The sequence below is a fragment of the Streptomyces sp. NPDC005866 genome (assembly GCF_040629895.1).
In the GTDB taxonomy this organism is placed as follows: Bacteria; Actinomycetota; Actinomycetes; order Streptomycetales; family Streptomycetaceae; genus Streptomyces.
This window is the reverse complement of the sequence record NZ_JBEXWP010000008.1, coordinates 108126-124971: the sequence shown is the minus strand read 5'-3', so window position 1 is coordinate 124971 and position 16846 is coordinate 108126. Positions and strand designations below refer to the sequence as shown.

Genomic DNA, 16846 nt, shown 5'->3' with positions numbered 1-16846 from the left:
GCTGCCGGTCGGACCGGCTCAGGCGTCCCAGCCCGCCAGGTCCGCGGCCCCGGAGGCCGCATGGGTGCGGGCGAGGTGTTCCGCGCGCTCCGCGTCGCGCTGTTGCAGCGCGGTCAGGATCTCGCGGTGCTGTCCGTAGCGCTGGACGGGCCCGGGGGCGGACGCGGCGAGCTGGGCCGAGGCGATGCTCAGGCGCTCGCTGCGGCTGAACGCCCGCACCTGCTCCAGGGCGCGGGCGAGCTGGGCGCTGCCCGCCGCTTCTTCGATGCCGGAGTGGAAGGCGCGTACGGCGTCGAAGATCCGCTCCACCTGGGTGGGGTTGAGGGGGCGGCCCGCGGCCCGGTCCGTCTGCAGGGCGGCGGCCGCTTCGTCGGCCGTGTCCAACAGGCGCTCCAACTCGGCGAGTTGGTGCTCGGTGGCCTTCTCCGCGGCGAACCGGGCGGCGACACCCTCCAGCGCAGCCTCGATGGTGCCGCATTCGGTACGGGCCTCGGGCGAGACGGTCGCCACCGTCAGCGTGCGCGGCCCGGTCCGCTCGACCAGCTGTTCCTGTTCCAGTCGGCGCAGCGCCTCGCGCACCGGTGTCGGGCTGACGCCCAGGCTCTCCGCGAGCCCGCGTTCGGTGATCTTCTTGCCCCAGGGCAGGTCACCGTTCACGATCGCGGTGCGCAGGGCCCGGTACGCCTGGTCGGACAGGGAGTGTGCGGTCAGGGCAGGCAGCGTCATGGGCGTCATTTGATGTCTGCTACAGCACGTTGTCAAGCGCGGGTACGGACGCGCGGGGGGCGGGCCCGTCGGTCGTCTCTCCCCCGTCGTGGTCGCCGACCGGGCTGGCGGCACCCGAGTCAAGGGTGATGCGGACGGTGGCGGTGGGGATGCGCCGGGTGCTGAGTGCCTGGAGCTCATGGGGTCCGATCCGGAGGGTGTAGAGGTAGTGGTCGCCCAGGAAGACGCATTGGATGACGTCGGCGTCGGCGAGCCAGGTGGGTCCGGATGAGCCGAGGCGGGGGCCGGGGTCGGGTTCGGGTCCGGGGCCGGGTTCGGAGAGGGTGAGTGCCTCGGGGCGGATGGCGAGGGTCACGGTGCCGGACGCGAGTGCTGTGGTGCCGCGGAAGGGGACGCCTGCGGGCAGGCCCGGAACCTCCAGCGCCCAGGTGTCCTCGCCGGCCCTGCGGGCGGTTCCGGTCAGGAAGTTGCAGCGGCCCAGGAACTCGGCGGTGAAGCGGTTGCCGGGACGGCGGTAGACGTCCTCGGGTGTCCCGGAGCGGACGATCCGGCCCTGCTCCATGACCATGATCAGATCGCTCATGGCGAGCGCCTCGGTCTGGTCGTGGGTGACGAACACGGTCGTGATGCCGAGGTCGCGCTGCAGGCCGGTCAGCCAGTCGCGGGCGCGCTCGCGCAGTTTCGCGTCCAGGTTGGAGAACGGCTCGTCGAGGAGCAGTGCGCTGGGCGAGTGGGCCAGGGCCCGGGCCAGGGCAACGCGTTGCTGCTGGCCGCCGGACAGCTCGTGCGGGTAGGAGCCGGCGCGCTCGGCCAGCTCCACCAGTTCCAGTACCTCCCCCACCCGCCGTACCGTCTCGGCCTTCCCGGTGCCCCTCAACTTCAGCGGGAAGGCAACATTCTGATGAACCGTCATATGTGGCCACAGCGCGTAGGACTGGAAGACGACACCCAACTCACGTTGTTCGGCGGGAGTGTTGCGCCGGACCGTGTGGTCGAAGAGGACCCGCTCTCCGTGGCGGATGCGGCCGGACGTGGGGGTGTGGAAGCCGGCGACGGCCATCAGGGTGGTGGTCTTGCCGCAGCCGCTGGGGCCGAGCAGGGTGACGAACTGTCCGTCGGGGACGGTGAAGGTGACCTCGTCCAGGACGCGGCGGTCACCGAAGGTCTGGGTGAGCTGGTGTACGGAGATCTCAGGCATGGCGGCGGTCCTTCTTGCGCAGGGTCAGGGCCGCGCCGGCAGCGAGGGCGAGGCCGACGAGGAGGACCTGGACGACGGCCATGGCCGCGACCGGTCCGGGAAGGCCCTTGGCCCAGGTCTGCAGCATGGTGCTGGACAGCAGTTCGGTGCCGGGCTTGGTCAGGAACACCACCGGGTCGAAGTCGCTGATCAGGGTGACGAACATCAGCACCGCCGCACTCACCAGGGCGGGCCGCAGCAGCGGCAGCGTGATGGTGCGGGTCGTCGTCCACCACCCCGCGCCGCTGCTCGCGGCGGCCTTGGCGAGGTCCGGGCCGAGCCGGGCCAGGGCCGGGGCGAGCACGATGTAGACGAGGGTGAGGTTGCGGACGCTCAGGGCGAGGAGTTCCCCCCAGATGCTGGTGCGCAGCATCGCTCCTGGCCAGTCGACGATGAGGAACAGCCAGAAGAATCCGACGCCGAAGACGATGCCGGGGGTGGCCCGTGGATAGACGAGCAGGGCGGGCAGGGTGCGGCGCAGCCGGAAGGCGGACCGGTGCGCTATCACGGTGGCAACGGCGACCAGCAGGACGGAGGCGATGGAGCCGACGACCCCGATCAGGAGGCTGTCGGTGATCGCCCGGTGGAGGGTGGGGTCGTGCTGGAGCTGCTGCCAGTTGGCCGCGGTGACCAGATGCCAGGGGGCGACCAGGGTGGTCAGGCTGGTGACGCTCGACATCACGACCAGCCCCAGGAGCGGGATCACGCAGGTCAAAGCGATGAACGCGCCCGTGGCGAGAGCGGCGGGCCGGCGCCAGCGGCCCAGGCCGAGTGGGCGCGCGGGCGCGGTGGCCCTGACGCCCTGGGTGTAGCGGAGGGAATTGCGGGAGAGCCGGGCGCGCAGCAGCAGGATCACGGAGACCGCGAGGAGCAGCAGGACCGCTCCGGCGGAGACGATCGGCGGGTCGGGAGTCGGGCTGTTGGACCAGGTGTCGTACAGGTACGAGGCGACGAAGCTGATGCCGGCCGGGCGGCCGAGGAACAAGGGAATGCCCAGGACCTCCAGGCACAGCGCGAAGATCAGCATGGAGCTGTCGACGAGGGCGGGGCGCAGCATCGGGATGGTGACGGTCCGCAGCACCCGCCAGGTGCCGCCGCCGCTGGCGCGGACCGCGTCCTCCAGACTGCCGTCGCCGCCTTGCAGGACGGCCGTGCAGGTGAGGTAGGCGACGGGCAGGGTGACCACTGCGCCGAGCGCTGACATGCCGGGCAGTGAGGTGAGGTTCCAGACGGGCAGGTGCAGGTTCTTCGACCACAGCTGGGTGAGGTACCCCGAGGGCCCGTACAGGGCCTCCCAGCCGACGATGAGTCCGAGCGGCGGGATCATCAGCGGGGCCAGCAGGGCCGGGCCGATCCATCGTCGTCCCGGCAGGTCGGTGCGGACCACGAGGATCGCGAAGAGCGCGCCGAGGGCGACCGCGCAGCCGGTGGTGGTGAGAGCGAACAGCAGGGTGTTCAGGGCGGCTTGGCGGAACGCCGGGTCGGTCAGCAGCTGCCGGTAGGCGTCAGTGGTGAAGACGCCTCCGGGCAGGTAGTAGGGGCGCGAGCGCAGGGAGGTGATGACCAGGGGCACCAGTGGTGCGAGGACGAGGACCGCGAGGAGGGCCCAGATCAGGTACTGCCCGGGGGCGGCCGGCAGTTGGCGCGGGCGCCTGGTGCGCGTCGCGGCCGGGGCCGGTGCGGGCGGGGCGAGGGTGGGCGGGGCCATGGGTCAGTGCCCCAGCGCCTTGTTCCAGCGGGCGGCGATCGTCTGCTGCTGGTCGACGACGTCCTGCGATACCGGCACCAGGTAGGTGCTGCCCGCCGGGACGCGCTTGGCGAGGTCGGTCAGGTTTGCCGTACAGCCGTTGGCCGCCTTGAAGTCGTTCATCGCGGCCTCGAGTCCCGTCGCGCACATCACCTGCTGGCCGGGCGCGCTGTAGACGAAGTCGAGGAACAGTTGCGCGGAGGCCGGGGAGGCCGCTGCTGCGGTCTGGCCGATCAGGCGGGGCACCAGCGGGGTGGCGTCCTGCATGTAGCCGTACTTCAGCAGCCCCTTGTACTGCGGGATGATGCTCTGGCTCAGGCCGCTGGAGAGCCAGCCGGCCGAGGCTCCGCCCTGGACCATGTGCTGCAGGCCGTCCAGTCCCTCGTCGAAGGTCTTGGTGCGCGGGCCGAGTGCGTCCAGGTACGCGTATGTCTTGTCCTTGCCCAGCAGATGCGTCAGCCCGTAGACGGCCTGGTAGCCGAGCGGGTTGCTGGGCGAGTAGCTGACCAGCGGGTAGTGGGCGGGGTCCGCCTTGGCGTTCGCCGCCAACTGCTGGTAGCTGGTCGGGGCCTTGGCGCCGGTCAGCAGCTTGGCGTTCCAGGTGACCAGGACCGGGTCCGGGGAGAACACGTACACGCCGTGGCCCTGCCGGGTGGAGGCGGGGAACTTGTCCAGGCCCTGCGGGGTGACGTTCGCGAACTGGCCGTCCTTCTGTGCCTGCAGGACCCGCGTGATCGAGTCGGAGATCAGCAGGTCGGCGGTCCGGGCGCCCTGGGCCTGCTCGGAGGTGTACTTGCTGTGGACCTGATTGTCCGAGAGCTGCGAGTACTGCGGCTTGATCCACGCGTACTGCTTGTGGAAGGCGTCGAGCAGCGGCTGCATCACCGAGGTCGGCGTGTTGCCGTAGATGATCAGGCCCTGCTCGCCGTGCGACTTGGACGTCAGGTCGGAGACGGTCGCGGGGGCGGCCGGACTGGCGCCGGTGTCGCCGGCCGTGGAGCCGCCGCCGCCCGAGGAGCAGCCGACGAGCGCCGAGGCGACCACCAGGGCAGCGACCGCCAGCCGGGCAGGGACATTCGAGGAGCGAGTGGACATGACGACCTCTTTCCGAGCAGCATATTTGCTATAGCATGAGCGGGCGAGTGCTGGACGTCTCAGGTAACCGACCGGTAGGGATGTGGCACGGCAGATGAGAGCACCGGGGCCTGAGGGGTGTCAAGACATCGGAAACCCTCAGGTCATCCGGTTCCAACCTGCCGGAAATGCGGGCGGGACGCGAGGGCGGTCGGTTAAGGAAACCGAAAGGTAGGTCTTTCTAGCTTCGGGAACCGTCGCCGGGCCGCTGTGGACCGGCCCGCTCCTGGAGGTGCTTTTTCGTGGAACGCTTTGCCGCATTCGTCATGCGGCACCGGCTCTGGGTGACCCTGGTCTGGGTCGCCGTCACTGTGGTCGGTGTGGTGATGGCACCGCATGTCGCCGGCCGGCTCAAGAGCGGCACGACGGTCAGCACCGCCAGTTACGACGCCAATGTCGCGCTGGCCAAGGAGTACGGCGGGGCGTCAGCGAAGCCCGGCGTGCTGGTCGTCGACCTGCCGAAGGGCACCACCGTGGACAGCCCTGCCGTGAAGGCGGGTCTGACCGCCGCCGACAAGGTGGCGGCCGGCATCCCCGGGGTGCGCGATCTGTCGTACGCGAACACCGGTGACAAGGCACTCGTGGGCACCGGCGGCAGTTCCACGCTCGTCATGGTGTACCCACCCGTGTCGGGTTCCGCGGTTCCCGCGCAGATCATGGACGGCATCAGCGGCGCGATCACGCACGCGGTGCCCGGTACGACGGTGCACCAGACCGGAATCGAGGAGCTCAGCTCCGGCGGCAGCAGCAGCGGGGCGAGCGTGCTGAGCGAGATCCTGGTCGGCGCCGGGCTCGCACTGGTCGTGCTGGCCTGGGTGTTCGGCTCCGCGCTCGCTCTGCTGCCGCTGCTGTCGGCGATCATCTCGGTGCTGACCATGCAACTGGCCATCTGGGGTCTGACGTACGCCACGAACATCGCCATCAACCCCTCGGTGCAGTTCATCGTCGCGCTGCTGGGCCTCGGCCTGTCGATCGACTACTCGCTGCTGCTGGTCAACCGCTGGCGTGAGGAGCGCGAAAAGGGCGCCGACAACCGCGAGGCGGTGCTGCGCTCGATGCACCGCGCCGGGCACTCGGTGGCCTTCAGCGCGCTGATCGCCTCGCTCGGCCTGTTCGCGCTGACCGTCGTCCCGGTCTCGTTCATCCAGGGCGTCGGCCTGTCCGGGCTGTTCATCCCGTCCATCGCCGCCCTGGTGGCGCTCACCACCATCCCGCTGCTGCTGTCCACCGTGGGACCGCGCATGGACCGTATCCGCCTGCGCCGTCGCACCACGTCGGGCCCCGGCCGGATGTGGACGCGCACCGCCCGCACGATCGTCGCCAGGCCCATGGCCGCGGCCGTGCTGGGCACCGTGATCCTGGGCACCCTGTGCGCGTTCGGGCTCACGCTCAACATCGCCTCCCCGGTCAGTACGTCCCTTTCCGGGGGCGGTCCCGCCGAGCAGGGCCTGGTCGCCCTGCAGAACGACGGCTTCCCCACCGGCGTACTCACCTCGATCCCCATCGAACTCCCCGCCGGAACGGACCCCTCAGCCACCGCCGCCACCCTGCGGAACCTGTCCGACCTCCACGGCGTCCTGGCCTCACACACACCCGCCTGGCAGCACTCCGGCAGTTCGGTGATCATGGCGCTGCCCGATCACGAGATCGGCACCACGCACGCCGGCACCGCCCTGTCCCAGCTGCGCGCCGCGGTCCCGCACAACGCCATGATCGGCGGCGAACAGGTCCAGGCGGCCGACGTCAGCCACATCCTGTCCACCTGGTTCCCCGCGCTCCTGGCCGTCGCCGCGCTGCTCACCTTCGTTCTGCTGGCCCGCGGCATGCGCTCCCTGCTGTTGCCCGCGAAGGCCGTCGCCCTCAACCTGCTGTCGGTCGGCGCCGCGTACGGCGTGCTGGTCCTGATCTGGCAGCACGGCTACGGTTCCCACGCACTGTGGGGCATCCCCGCCACCGGCTCGATCAGCCCCTACGTGCCGATGCTCCTGTTCGGGTTCCTGTTCGGCGTGTCCATGGACTACGAGGTGTTCATCCTCGACCGGATCCGGGAGGCCCACGACCGCACCGGCGACACCCCCGCGTCCGTCGTCGAGGGCATCTCCCGCACCGGGCGCCTCGTCACCAGCGCCGCCCTGATCCTCTTCCTCGCCCTGGCGTCCCTGTCGTCCGCCCCGGACGTGACCATCAAGATGATGGCCACAGGTATGGCCGCGGGCATCCTCATCGACGCCCTGGTCGTACGCACCCTGCTGACCCCCTCCCTCGTGGTGCTCTTCGGCCGCGCCAACTGGTACCTGCCCGTCTGGGCCGCCCGCCTGCTGCGTATCAAGCCGCAGCCGCCGGCCCCCGCCCCTCACACGCACGGGTACGGCACGGACGGCGACGCCCTCGATGACGCCGACCCTGCCCTGTCCCGGCATGCTTGAGCCATGCGGATCCTCGTGATCGAGGACGACGAGGCCCTCGGCGCATCCCTCACCTGGGGGCTGAAGGCCGAGGGCTACGTCGTCCACCTGACCGCCGACGGGGCGGAGGGACTGTGGCTGGCACAGGAGCACGACTTCGACGTGATCGTCCTCGACGTCATGCTCCCGGGCCTGGACGGCTACCAGATCTGCGCACGGCTGCGCGAAGCCGGGAACTGGACCCCGATCCTCATGCTCACCGCCATGGACGCCCCCCTCGACCAGGCCGAGGGCCTCGACCTGGGCGCCGACGACTACCTCACCAAGCCCTTCGCCTACCCGGTGCTCCTCGCCCACCTGCGGGCCCTGCTGCGCCGCGGCACCCGCGCGCGCCCCGCCCAACTGCGCGCCGGGGAGCTGACGTTGGACCCGGCCACCCACGCGGTCCGGTTCGCCGGCCGGCCCCTCGCGCTCACCCCCGGCGAGACGAGCGTGCTGGAGTACCTGCTGCGCGCCGAAGGCCGCACCGTCTCCAAGACCGAGCTCCTGGAACACTGCTGGGACATGGCCTCCCAGGCCGACTCCTCCGTCGTCGAGGTCCGCATCCACCATCTGCGCCGCAAGACCGACGCGAGCGTCATCGAGACCGTACGAGGCAGGGGGTACCGCATTGACCCGCACCGGCCCTAGGGCCTGTCCGGCGGATCAGGCCGCCTGCAAGAAACGGCGCTTCTTGGCCAAGCTGAGCGGGGCCTGGTGCGTGCGGCTGCAAGGCGGAGGAGGGCGTCGACGCGATGGGGGTCCCCCCGCGCGAGCAAACCCGAGCGTGGGGGCGTCGGCAACCGACGACAACGCCGCTGGGGGCACCCCCTCTGGGGGAGTACGTACCAGGCCCCGCGACGCCGGCGTGATCCGCCGGACAGGCCCTAGCCGCTCGCTGCGCCTGCGTGTCACGCTCATGGCCACGCTGATCGTCACCACCGCGCTCGCCCTGGGCATCGCCGTGATCGCCATCACCCTGATCACATCGGTACGCACGAACGTCGACACGACGCTGACCTCCTACGCGACATCCGTCGGCCGCTCCGCCGACGGGACCTGGCCGAAACCCCTGCCCGCCGTCCCCGACGACCCGAGCGCCTGGGCCCAGGTCGTCGACGGCTCCGGCACGGTGGTGGCCGCCACCGCCAACGTCCAGGGCCAGCCGGCCCGCTACACCCTGCCCGCGGGCAGCACCAGGCCGCAGCCCATCCCCGGGCAGGGCACGGACGACGGCGACGAACACGTGGTGGCCCAGCGCTACGTCGCCGGGACCACGCCCGTGGTCGTCTACGCCGGAGGCTCCACCCGCATCCTCAGCATCGTCACCCACGACCTCCAGGGCCATCTGCTGTTCGCCCTGCCCCTGGTGGTCCTCGGCGCGCTCGGCATGTCCTGGGTCACCATCGGCCGCACCCTGCGGCCGGTCGAACGCATCCGCGCCGAGGCGGCCGAGATCACCGGCAGCGATCTGCACCGACGTATCCCCGGCCCCACCGGTGACGACGAGATCGGCCGGCTGGCCGGCACCCTCAACTCCATGCTCGACCGCCTGGAGGACTCCTCAACCCGCCAGCGCCGCTTCGTCGCCGACGCCTCCCACGAACTGCGCACCCCGCTGGCGGCCGTACGCACCTCCCTGGAGGTCGGACTCGCCTACCCGGACCGCGCCCCCTGGCCGGACCTGGCCGAACGAGCCGTCACCGAAACCGCCCGCCTCCAACGCCTCGTCGACTCCCTGCTGCTGCTCGCCCGCGCCGACGACGACACCCTGCTCACCCACGAAGAGACCATCGACCTGGCCGCCCTGGCGCTTGCCGCCGCCCGGGCCGTCCCGGCCCGCATCCCCCCGGAGATCCACACGGACGACGGCGTCCGCGTCCTCGGCGACCCCGACCAGCTCACCCGCCTGGTCCGCAACCTCCTCGACAACGCCGACCGCCACGCCACCACGCACGTCCAGCTCAACGTCACCACCGACGGCCCCGGCACCGCCGTCCTCCAGGTCAGCGACGACGGTCCCGGCATCCCTCCGGCCGACCGTGACCGCATCTTCGACCGGTTCGTCCGCCTGCAAGCCGCCCGGACCCGCAAGGCCGGCCCCGACTCCGGCACCGGCCTGGGGCTGGCCATCGCCCGGGACATCGCCACCGCGCACAAGGGCACGCTCACGGTCACCGACGGGCCCTCACCCGCACGCGGCTCAAGCCGCGGGGCGACTTTCACCCTCCGGCTGCCCACCACCCGCATCTGACACCGCCGCATCGGGCACCCGAACGCGTCTCCCTAGCGACTCGCGCCAGGCTGGACGTCCGGCGTGGATCGCGGCACGCGACAAAAAAGCCGGCGGCAGCCCTCCCGGCACAGCGCCCCGTTCCACAACCACCGCTTTCGATGACGTGTTCCGTGGCAGTTTGCCGGCGCCGGTCGGGTCGGAGACAGGTCTCAGGGCCGGCAGACGCCCTGGACCAGGATCTGCCAGCTGTCGGCAAGCCGCTCGAAGTGGCGGGTGGCTTCGGCCTGTTCCGGCATGACCAGGTACAGCAGTATCGGACCTTCGAGCGCGGCGGCGAGCTGGACGGCGAGGCTGTCGGAGTCCGGGCTGCCGGGCCGGGCCTGCCGCAGGAGCACCCGGATGTGCGCGGGCGAGAGGCCCGCCTCTCCGGCGGGGATCGGCTGGGCGCGGTCCAGTGCGGCCCGGGCGATCGCGTGGTGTTCGAGCAGGAAGGCGATGCGGGCGCGCCCATAGGCGATCAGCCGCTCGGCCGGGTCCGCGCCCGGTCCGAGCGGCGGCGGCCCGCACAGCACCCGTTCCTGGAAGGCGCGCTCGTCCTCGTCCAGGAGGGCGTGGAAGATGCCGGCTCGCGTGCGGAAACGGCGGAACACGGTGCCCTTGCCGAGCCCGGCTCGCTCCGCGAGGCCGTCCATCGTCACCTTCTCCACACCGACCTCGGCGATCATCTCCCGCGCCGTGTTCAGCAGCAGCCGGCGGTTGCGCGCGGCGTCCACCCGCTCGGCGCGCGGCTGACCGAGAGGAACGAGTGGGTGATCCATGAGGCGCCACTTTACGCCCGGACATGGAACCGGGGTAAAGTCCGGTTACTGCTACAGTCGGAGACAGTGCAGTTACATCGAGAAGGAGCTGGCTGAGATGGGCATGAACGGAGTTCTGGACCGCGACGTGGTCCTGCGCCCCACCCCGATCGAGCGACTTGATCTGTCGGGGAGGCGACTGACCGTCGTCGGTGGCACGAACGGCCTGGGCCAGGCCGTCGCCCGTCAGGCCCTGGCACGCGGGGCCGAGGTCACGGTGGTCGGACGGACCTTCCGTGACACTCCGGCCGAAGGGCTGACCTTCGTGAAGTCCGACCTCGCATCGATGCGCGAGGCCGACCGCCTGGGACGGGAACTCCCGGTGGAGTCCGACGACGTCGTCCTGTTCACCCTGGGCACCTTCGCGGCCAAGACCCGGGAGGAGACCGTAGAACACCTTGAACGGGACATCGCGGTCAGCTACTTGAGTCGCTTCGCCGTACTCCGCGGTCTCGCCCCCCGCCTCGGCACCGCCCGCCCGCACGGCTCACCGCAGCCCCGCGTGTTCGTCATGGGTGCCCCGGGCGCCGGAAACACCGGCGACCCCGACGATCTCAACGCGGAGAAGGACTACAGCGGGATGCGGGCCCACGTGAACACCGTGGCCGCCAACGAAGCCCTCGTCCTCGGGGGTGAGCACACTCTGCCGGGCCCCGCGTACTTCGGCTTGAACCCCGGCGTCATCAAGACCGGAATCCGCGCCAACTACCTGGGCGACGGCAGCCTCACCCACCGCCTCGCCGAGGCCCTCATCGGTCTCCTCTCCCAGTCCCCCGACACATACGCCAAGCGGATCGTGCCGCTCCTGTTCGCCTCGGACCTCAACGGACGCTCCGGGACCATGTTCAACAACAAGGCCCGGCCGATCCTGCCCTCCAAGCAGATGGACAAGGACCGCGTCGCGCGGTTCGCCTCAGCCTCCGATGTCCTCCTGCGGCGGGCTCTGAGCTGAGCTGCGCCGATGGTGTCGCTGCGGCGGACCAGGCGCCGGCCGGCTGACAGGGCCCAGGTGGCTGGTCCGGCGTCCGGTGCGGGGGCCTCGGATCGGCTGCCGGGTCAGGAGCGCGGTCCGGTCCGGTGGCGGATGACGACCTTGCCGAAGCGTGGCCCTCGGCTGAAGTGGGCGAAGGCGTCGCCCGCCTTTTCGAAGTCGAAGACTGCCGAGATGAGGGGGCGGATTTCGTGCTGGGCAAGGACGCGGTTCATGTCCTCGAAGTCGCTGCGGCTGCCCACCGCGATGGAGGTGATGGCTCCGCCCTTCGAGAACAGTGCCATGGGCTCCAGTGCGCCGTTGGTCTTGGAGAGATGGCCCACCAGGGAGATCCGGCCGCCGTAGGCCAGCGCCGCCACGGATTCGGCGAGGGTGCCCGGTCCACCGACCTCGACAATGCGGTCGACCCCACGCCCTGCGGTGACCGCCACGACGTCGGCTCCCCACCGAGGTGATTCCCGGTAGTTGATGACGTCGCTGACGCCGAGGTCCTGGAGGCGCGCGGTGTTGTCCGGGTTGGATGTCGTCGCGATGACGCGGGCGCCGCAGACACGGGCAAGTTGCGTGGCGAACAGGGAGACTCCGCCGGTGCCCTGGACCAGGACGGTGTCGCCCGGGCCCACACCCTTGATCGCCGACCACGCGGTGACGGCGGCGCAGGGAAGGGTCGCGGCCTCCTCGATGGTGAGGTGGTCGGGGACCGCGACCAGGGCCTGCTGGTCGATCACGACGTACTCGGTCAGCCAACCGTCCAGGCCGACGCCGTAGGCGGGTCCGCGGGCGCGCCGCGGGCCGCCGAACCAGGTGGGATGGAAGGATCCCGCCACGCGCGCCCCTGGCTCGAACCGGGTGACCGCGTCGCCGACTGCCTCGACGACTCCTGCGCCGTCGGACAGCGGGATACGCGCGTGTGAGGTGGCGCCGGCCCCGTCCGGGTCGCCGAGAATCATCTGGTCCCGTGCGTTCAGGGAGTTGGCCTCCACCCGCACGAGGACCTGGCCGGTACCGGGAGCTGGTTTTGGCTCCTCGATCAGGTCCAGGCTGCCGGTGGGCGTGTTCATTCGGTACGACCGCATGGCTGGTTCACGCTCCGTGTGGTGTTCGGTGGGGGGTGTCGGCGGCGGGCGCCGGGCCCGGGGCGGCGGCGAGCAGGGCGTCGAGCAGGCCGGGAAAGCGCTGGTCGAGGTCGGCGCGGCGGAGACGGACCGCATGGTCCCGGCCGCGTACGCGTGTCGAGGTGACGCCCGCTTCGCGCAGCACCTTGAAGTGGTGCGACATCGTCGTCTTGTGGACGGCCACGCCGTACTCGTCGGCGGCGCAGCGGTGGAATGCGCCGTCCCGCAGTCCGTTCACGATCCGCAGGCGGACCGGGTCTGCCAGGGCGCGCAGGACAGCGACCAGATCGACATCCGCCGGGCCGGGTTCGGGGAAGGACGACGTCGGAAGCTCATCGTTGGACATGCATCCAACCATACGTATGGTTGGATATCTGTCAAACCATGAATGCCCCTGCCTCCTCGCGCACACGCCGACTCCGCTGCCGGCCTCTGCCGCGGCCAGAGCAGAACCCGGCAGAGAATCGTCGTCGCCAACCGGGACCGGAGCGACTTCTGGCGCACCGCGAGCTACGGCTTCGTGGGGTCGGGCTCTCCGCTGCCTGCCGCAGCGTGAGGGACTGCAGGTGCGCTTCACCGGTTACTCGACCGGACCGTCGGACAAGGCACTGCACGAGGTGTGAGGCTCAGATGGGCACAGCCGAACTACCCAACGGCGTCAGGCAGTTCATGCAGGCGGCTGCGGCACCAGAACTACGCGAGCGCGAGGAACCGGCACGACTGGCCGCGCTCGGTACGCATGACGCCGTCGAGTCCGTGCCCTGGAGAGGCCGGGGGCAGGGACTCGACCGCGCGCTGTGCCGGATGGCGGGGAAGCCCCGCTCAGCCGGTGATCTTGAACGTGTTCGGCGAGTCGCTCTGGAGCGCGACCTGACCCTGGCGCAGGTTCTTGATCGTGTTGCCGGTGAAGGTCCCGGTGCCGGTGACCCCCTTGGCGATCCCTATGCCGTTGCCCGCCGGACCGTCGATCGTGTTGCCGTTCAGTGTCGCGTTGACGTGTGCCCCGTCGATGTAGACCTCGGAGCGCAGAGAGCCGCGCATGACATTGCTGGTCACCGTGACGTTGGTGTACGCGTTCGGGTAGAACGAGGTGCTGGGCGGAGAGCCGATGTGCACGCCGTAGCGGACGCCGTTCCAACCGCCGCCACCGATGACGACGTTGCCGCTGACCGTGGCGGACTCCAGCGGTCGCCCGGTGTCGCCGAAGACGCTGATGTCCATCGCATTGTTCGAGGACACACTGACGACGAGGTTGTTCTTCACCTCGACGTTCTTGCCGCCGGCGATCCTGATGCCGTTGGCCCACCACGGGGCGACGGCCGTGTTGTTGAGGATCTTGGCGCCGTCGATCTGGCCGTTGGTGCCGCTGGCGCCGGCGTCGGAGTAGGTGGCGAAGCCGTCGTCGCCGGTGCCGCGGGCGAAGCAGTTGCGGACAGTGGTGTTGTTGCCGAGCTTGTCCGGATTCGGGGTGTTGGCGTTGTTGATGTTGAACCCGTCGCCGTAGGAGTCACTGGTGCGGCTGTTCTCCATCAGGCCGTTGGTGCCGGACAGCCAGTTGGCGTCGGTGTGCCGCGTCCACATCCGGTTCACGTGCCAGCCGCCCGCGCCCATGGCCTGGACGCCGGAGTCCCCGCCCCCGCCTGTGCCGCGATATACCGCGTTCGCGTCGATCATCATGTCGCTGAGCGTGGTGTGCGAACCCACCACGATCTGCGACCGCCATCCCGCGGGCGACGGCAGCGGAACCTTGCGATAGAGGGTCGTGTACCACATTCCGGCGCCCTGGACCTGTACGCCGGTGAAGTCCAGCGCCTTGGGCGCCAGGCTGCCGGTCATGTACTTGCCCGGCGGGATCCACACCGACTTGCCCTGCTGCCTCGCGGTGTTCACGGCGGTCTGGATGGCGCTGGTGGAGTCCTTCGAGTAATGCGGATCCGCACCGTAGTCCACCACCGACAGGGAGTTGGCGGGCTGAGTGCCGGCGGGGCCGACCTTCTCCAGGTCGACGGAGTCGATGGCGTAGCTCGACGCGGCGTTCGCGGCGTCCTTCTGCAGCGTGATCTGGGCGCCTGCGGGGATGGAAGTCCCTTGGACCCACAGGGTGAAGTCGTTGTAGAAGTGGTAGGGCATGCCGCCTGCGTTGGGGTCGTCGAGGTTGGTGGACGCTCCCCGGTAGTTCCACTCCTGCTTTGAGCTGACCCTGAAGGCCTGCCTGTACTGGCCGTTCACATACAGGTCGAGAGTCGAATCGATGCCGCCGCCGTTCGCGGAATCGGGCGTCGACGCACGCACCACAAGGGTGTTGGCGGGCGTGCCCAAGGTGTTCGTGATGGTGACCGAGTCGCCGGTATTGTGCAGTTCGACCAGAGCGTTACCCGAGGCTTCGGTGGCCAGGGTGGCCTTGGTCGGCGGCGGATCTCCAGGCTTGAGGGAGAGGGCCCTGGCGCCACCGCCGAGCTTCCCCGCCTCGGCTTCGACCGTGGTGAAGGGCGTGTTGGCCCCGGCTGTCGCCTCGGGGCCCGCCGCGGCGGGCAACGCCGCCTGGCCGGCCGGCCGACCAGACCGCTGGCCGGTCGTCTGGCCATGAGCGACCGGAAGGATGGCGACTGCCAGCCCGGCTGCGGCGAGCAGTCCGATGCCGCCGAGCACAATCGGGTTTCGTCTGGGTCTTCTGTGCATCAGTCACCTCTGGATTCCCGGTAGTTTCAGTCGACCGAGTCGCGGTCAAGGACTCGAAGGATCGGTGTGCCGAATCGCGCGATCATCGTGATTCCTGCCCCGGTCGGGTCGGTGAACAGGGCGCCGCACGCGACCGTCTGCTGCGTGGGGAGTGCCGCCGTGGATCAGGCAGACCCGGTCGGTGTGATGCCTTGCCTTCGGGGCTCGCGGCGAGTTCGGCGCCGGTGAGGAACCCGACCAGCATCTCGACATGAGGCATAGCCAACCTCCACAACTCCCCCCGGGATGGCGGAAGTCGAACCCGCGGCCACCGGACCCTGCACCAGCAATATGCTATAGCAACATGGTGCGGGAGTGACAGGTGGGACGGCCGGATCCACCTCGGTTCGCGGGAGGCTGGCCATCAAGTCCGCTCGGGAGCATCCGGGTGTCACCCACTGTCGATGAGGGACTCAAACATGCCGAGGACAGTGGCTCCATCCCCGGGTTGCCCCAGGCGGCACTGACCGAGTTGGACCACCACTTCCCCGAGCCGGACGTCCAGTCGTCGCCGATCGAGTTCGAGACACCGCGCGGCCAGAAGGTGACTGATCTCGAGGGACGGGCGCGTCGCAGTCGCGCCCGTCAGCTTTGCGACCAAGGTGGATGCCGACGTCCCTGAGGCTATCCGGTCGTGCCCGCCCCTGGGGATGCGCGACAGACCGCGGTGCACGGTCGCCGCGCACGGCACCACCTCCACGATGTCGCGGATCAACTGGCGCTTTCTGTAGGTGACTTCCCGTGGCTCGCGGATGCGCCCGCGATCAGCACTTCGTGGAGGAACCGGGTTGCCGTCGGAAGCAGGGCCATGCCGTCGTGGGCTTTGTCGGGGACGGTGTTGAGGGCTGTTTCGATGCCGTTGTCCTGCAGGTTGTCGCGCAATTCGGTGATACCGGCGACGCGGGTGCGGCCGGTCAGCGGGTGCGGCTGGGTGTCCGCTTCGCCGATCAGGAGTTGGACGGGGACAGCACGTAGTGCATCAAGGTCCAAGGGTGTGCTGAACCTGTCGGGGAGGTCGGCGGTTCCCTCGGGCCAGGGCTTTTCCGGGTCGATCAGGGTGGTTCGGCCGGGTGCGGCGACGGAGACGCCGGCCAGGCGGTCGGGGTGCAGGTAGAGGAAGCGGAGTGCGAACTGGCCACCACCGGAAAAGCCGTGGAGGTAGAAGCGGTCGGTGGTGATGGGCCAGCGGTGGGCGGCCTCGGCGACCATGTCAAGCAGCACCAGGTCGTAGCGGATGCCGTGGTAGTCGATGAGTTTGTAGTTGTCCACGTCGTTGCGGTCCTCGATGCCGGCAGGGAACAGCGGCGCGAGCACGATGCACTGGTGGGCCTCGGCGAAGTCGGCAAGGCCGTCGCGATAGTTCATGGCGTCGCGTCCCGTTCCGTGCACGGCGATCACCAGCGGATGCCGCCGGGTGGTGTCGATGTCCCGGGGGACGTAGAGGCAGGAGGAGAACCGCTGGTCGCTCTGGCAGGCGAACAGCGGGGTCTCGCCGGTCAGCAGGTCGATGCCGGGATGCCCGGGGTCGATCTGCTTCAACCGCGCCAAGCTCATCGTCTGTTGGATGCTGCTCATGAGGGTCTCCGCTGTGTGCAGGGGCGGGGTTCTGGGTGGGGACGACGGTCGCCGGCGGTCAGCTGG

Annotated in this window: 13 protein-coding genes; 4 read left to right on the top strand and 9 right to left on the bottom strand. The window is 70.0% G+C overall.

The genetic code is table 11. The features are described 5' to 3' along the window. Positions 1 to 18: 18 nt before the first annotated feature. From ABZ396_RS14555 to ABZ396_RS14540, 4 genes are read right to left on the bottom strand one after another with little or no spacing between them, the layout of a single operon-like run. Positions 19 to 726 (bottom strand): GntR family transcriptional regulator, encoded by a 708-nt coding sequence (locus ABZ396_RS14555; protein WP_358919392.1) that lies wholly within the window; start codon positions 724 to 726, stop codon positions 19 to 21. Between the two features lie 19 nt (positions 727 to 745). Next, entirely contained in the window at positions 746 to 1924 is a 1179-nt protein-coding gene (locus tag ABZ396_RS14550) for an ABC transporter ATP-binding protein (RefSeq protein ID WP_358919394.1), read from the bottom strand. Beyond that, positions 1917 to 3671, bottom strand: a complete 1755-nt coding sequence (locus ABZ396_RS14545) for an iron ABC transporter permease (protein WP_358919396.1) — start codon at positions 3669 to 3671, stop codon at positions 1917 to 1919. Before ABZ396_RS14545 ends, ABZ396_RS14550 begins: the two co-directional genes overlap by 8 nt. 3 nt (positions 3672 to 3674) lie before the next feature. Beyond that, the gene (locus tag ABZ396_RS14540; RefSeq protein ID WP_358919398.1) at positions 3675 to 4805 is read right to left on the bottom strand and encodes an extracellular solute-binding protein; all 1131 of its coding nucleotides are present in this window, start codon (positions 4803 to 4805) and stop codon (positions 3675 to 3677) included. A gap of 281 nt (positions 4806 to 5086) precedes the next feature. On the opposite strand from ABZ396_RS14540, the gene ABZ396_RS14535 reads away from it, so the two are divergent. The 3 genes from ABZ396_RS14535 to ABZ396_RS14525 all read left to right on the top strand — a co-directional run bounded on the left by ABZ396_RS14535 (position 5087) and on the right by ABZ396_RS14525 (position 9542). Next, a complete protein-coding gene (locus ABZ396_RS14535) occupies positions 5087 to 7270 on the top strand; it encodes an MMPL family transporter (protein ID WP_358919400.1) in 2184 nt (727 codons plus the stop codon). 3 nt (positions 7271 to 7273) lie between these two features. After that, complete coding sequence (locus tag ABZ396_RS14530) at positions 7274 to 7939, top strand: response regulator transcription factor (RefSeq protein WP_358919401.1); 666 nt, start codon at positions 7274 to 7276, stop codon at positions 7937 to 7939. Positions 7940 to 8207: 268 nt separating this feature from the next. Beyond that, positions 8208 to 9542, top strand: a complete 1335-nt coding sequence (locus ABZ396_RS14525) for a HAMP domain-containing sensor histidine kinase (protein ID WP_358919403.1) — start codon at positions 8208 to 8210, stop codon at positions 9540 to 9542. Positions 9543 to 9733: 191 nt separating this feature from the next. Here ABZ396_RS14525 and ABZ396_RS14520 read toward each other — a convergent pair whose 3' ends face one another. Further along, the gene (locus tag ABZ396_RS14520; protein WP_358919405.1) at positions 9734 to 10342 is read right to left on the bottom strand and encodes a helix-turn-helix domain-containing protein; all 609 of its coding nucleotides are present in this window, start codon (positions 10340 to 10342) and stop codon (positions 9734 to 9736) included. Positions 10343 to 10439: 97 nt separating this feature from the next. On the opposite strand from ABZ396_RS14520, the gene ABZ396_RS14515 reads away from it, so the two are divergent. Beyond that, positions 10440 to 11333 (top strand): SDR family NAD(P)-dependent oxidoreductase, encoded by an 894-nt coding sequence (locus tag ABZ396_RS14515; RefSeq protein WP_358919406.1) that lies wholly within the window; start codon positions 10440 to 10442, stop codon positions 11331 to 11333. A gap of 104 nt (positions 11334 to 11437) precedes the next feature. On the opposite strand, the gene ABZ396_RS14510 is transcribed toward ABZ396_RS14515, so the two are convergent. The 4 genes from ABZ396_RS14510 to ABZ396_RS14495 all read right to left on the bottom strand — a co-directional run bounded on the left by ABZ396_RS14510 (position 11438) and on the right by ABZ396_RS14495 (position 16780). Continuing rightward, positions 11438 to 12433, bottom strand: a complete 996-nt coding sequence (locus ABZ396_RS14510) for an NAD(P)-dependent alcohol dehydrogenase (RefSeq protein WP_358919408.1) — start codon at positions 12431 to 12433, stop codon at positions 11438 to 11440. 22 nt (positions 12434 to 12455) lie between these two features. Beyond that, entirely contained in the window at positions 12456 to 12833 is a 378-nt protein-coding gene (locus ABZ396_RS14505; RefSeq protein WP_358919410.1) for a transcriptional regulator, read from the bottom strand. Between the two features lie 476 nt (positions 12834 to 13309). Further along, entirely contained in the window at positions 13310 to 15166 is a 1857-nt protein-coding gene (locus ABZ396_RS14500; protein ID WP_358919411.1) for a glycosyl hydrolase family 28-related protein, read from the bottom strand. Positions 15167 to 15916: 750 nt separating this feature from the next. Continuing rightward, a complete protein-coding gene (locus tag ABZ396_RS14495; RefSeq protein WP_358919412.1) occupies positions 15917 to 16780 on the bottom strand; it encodes an alpha/beta hydrolase in 864 nt (287 codons plus the stop codon). Between the last annotated feature and the right edge of the window lie 66 nt (positions 16781 to 16846).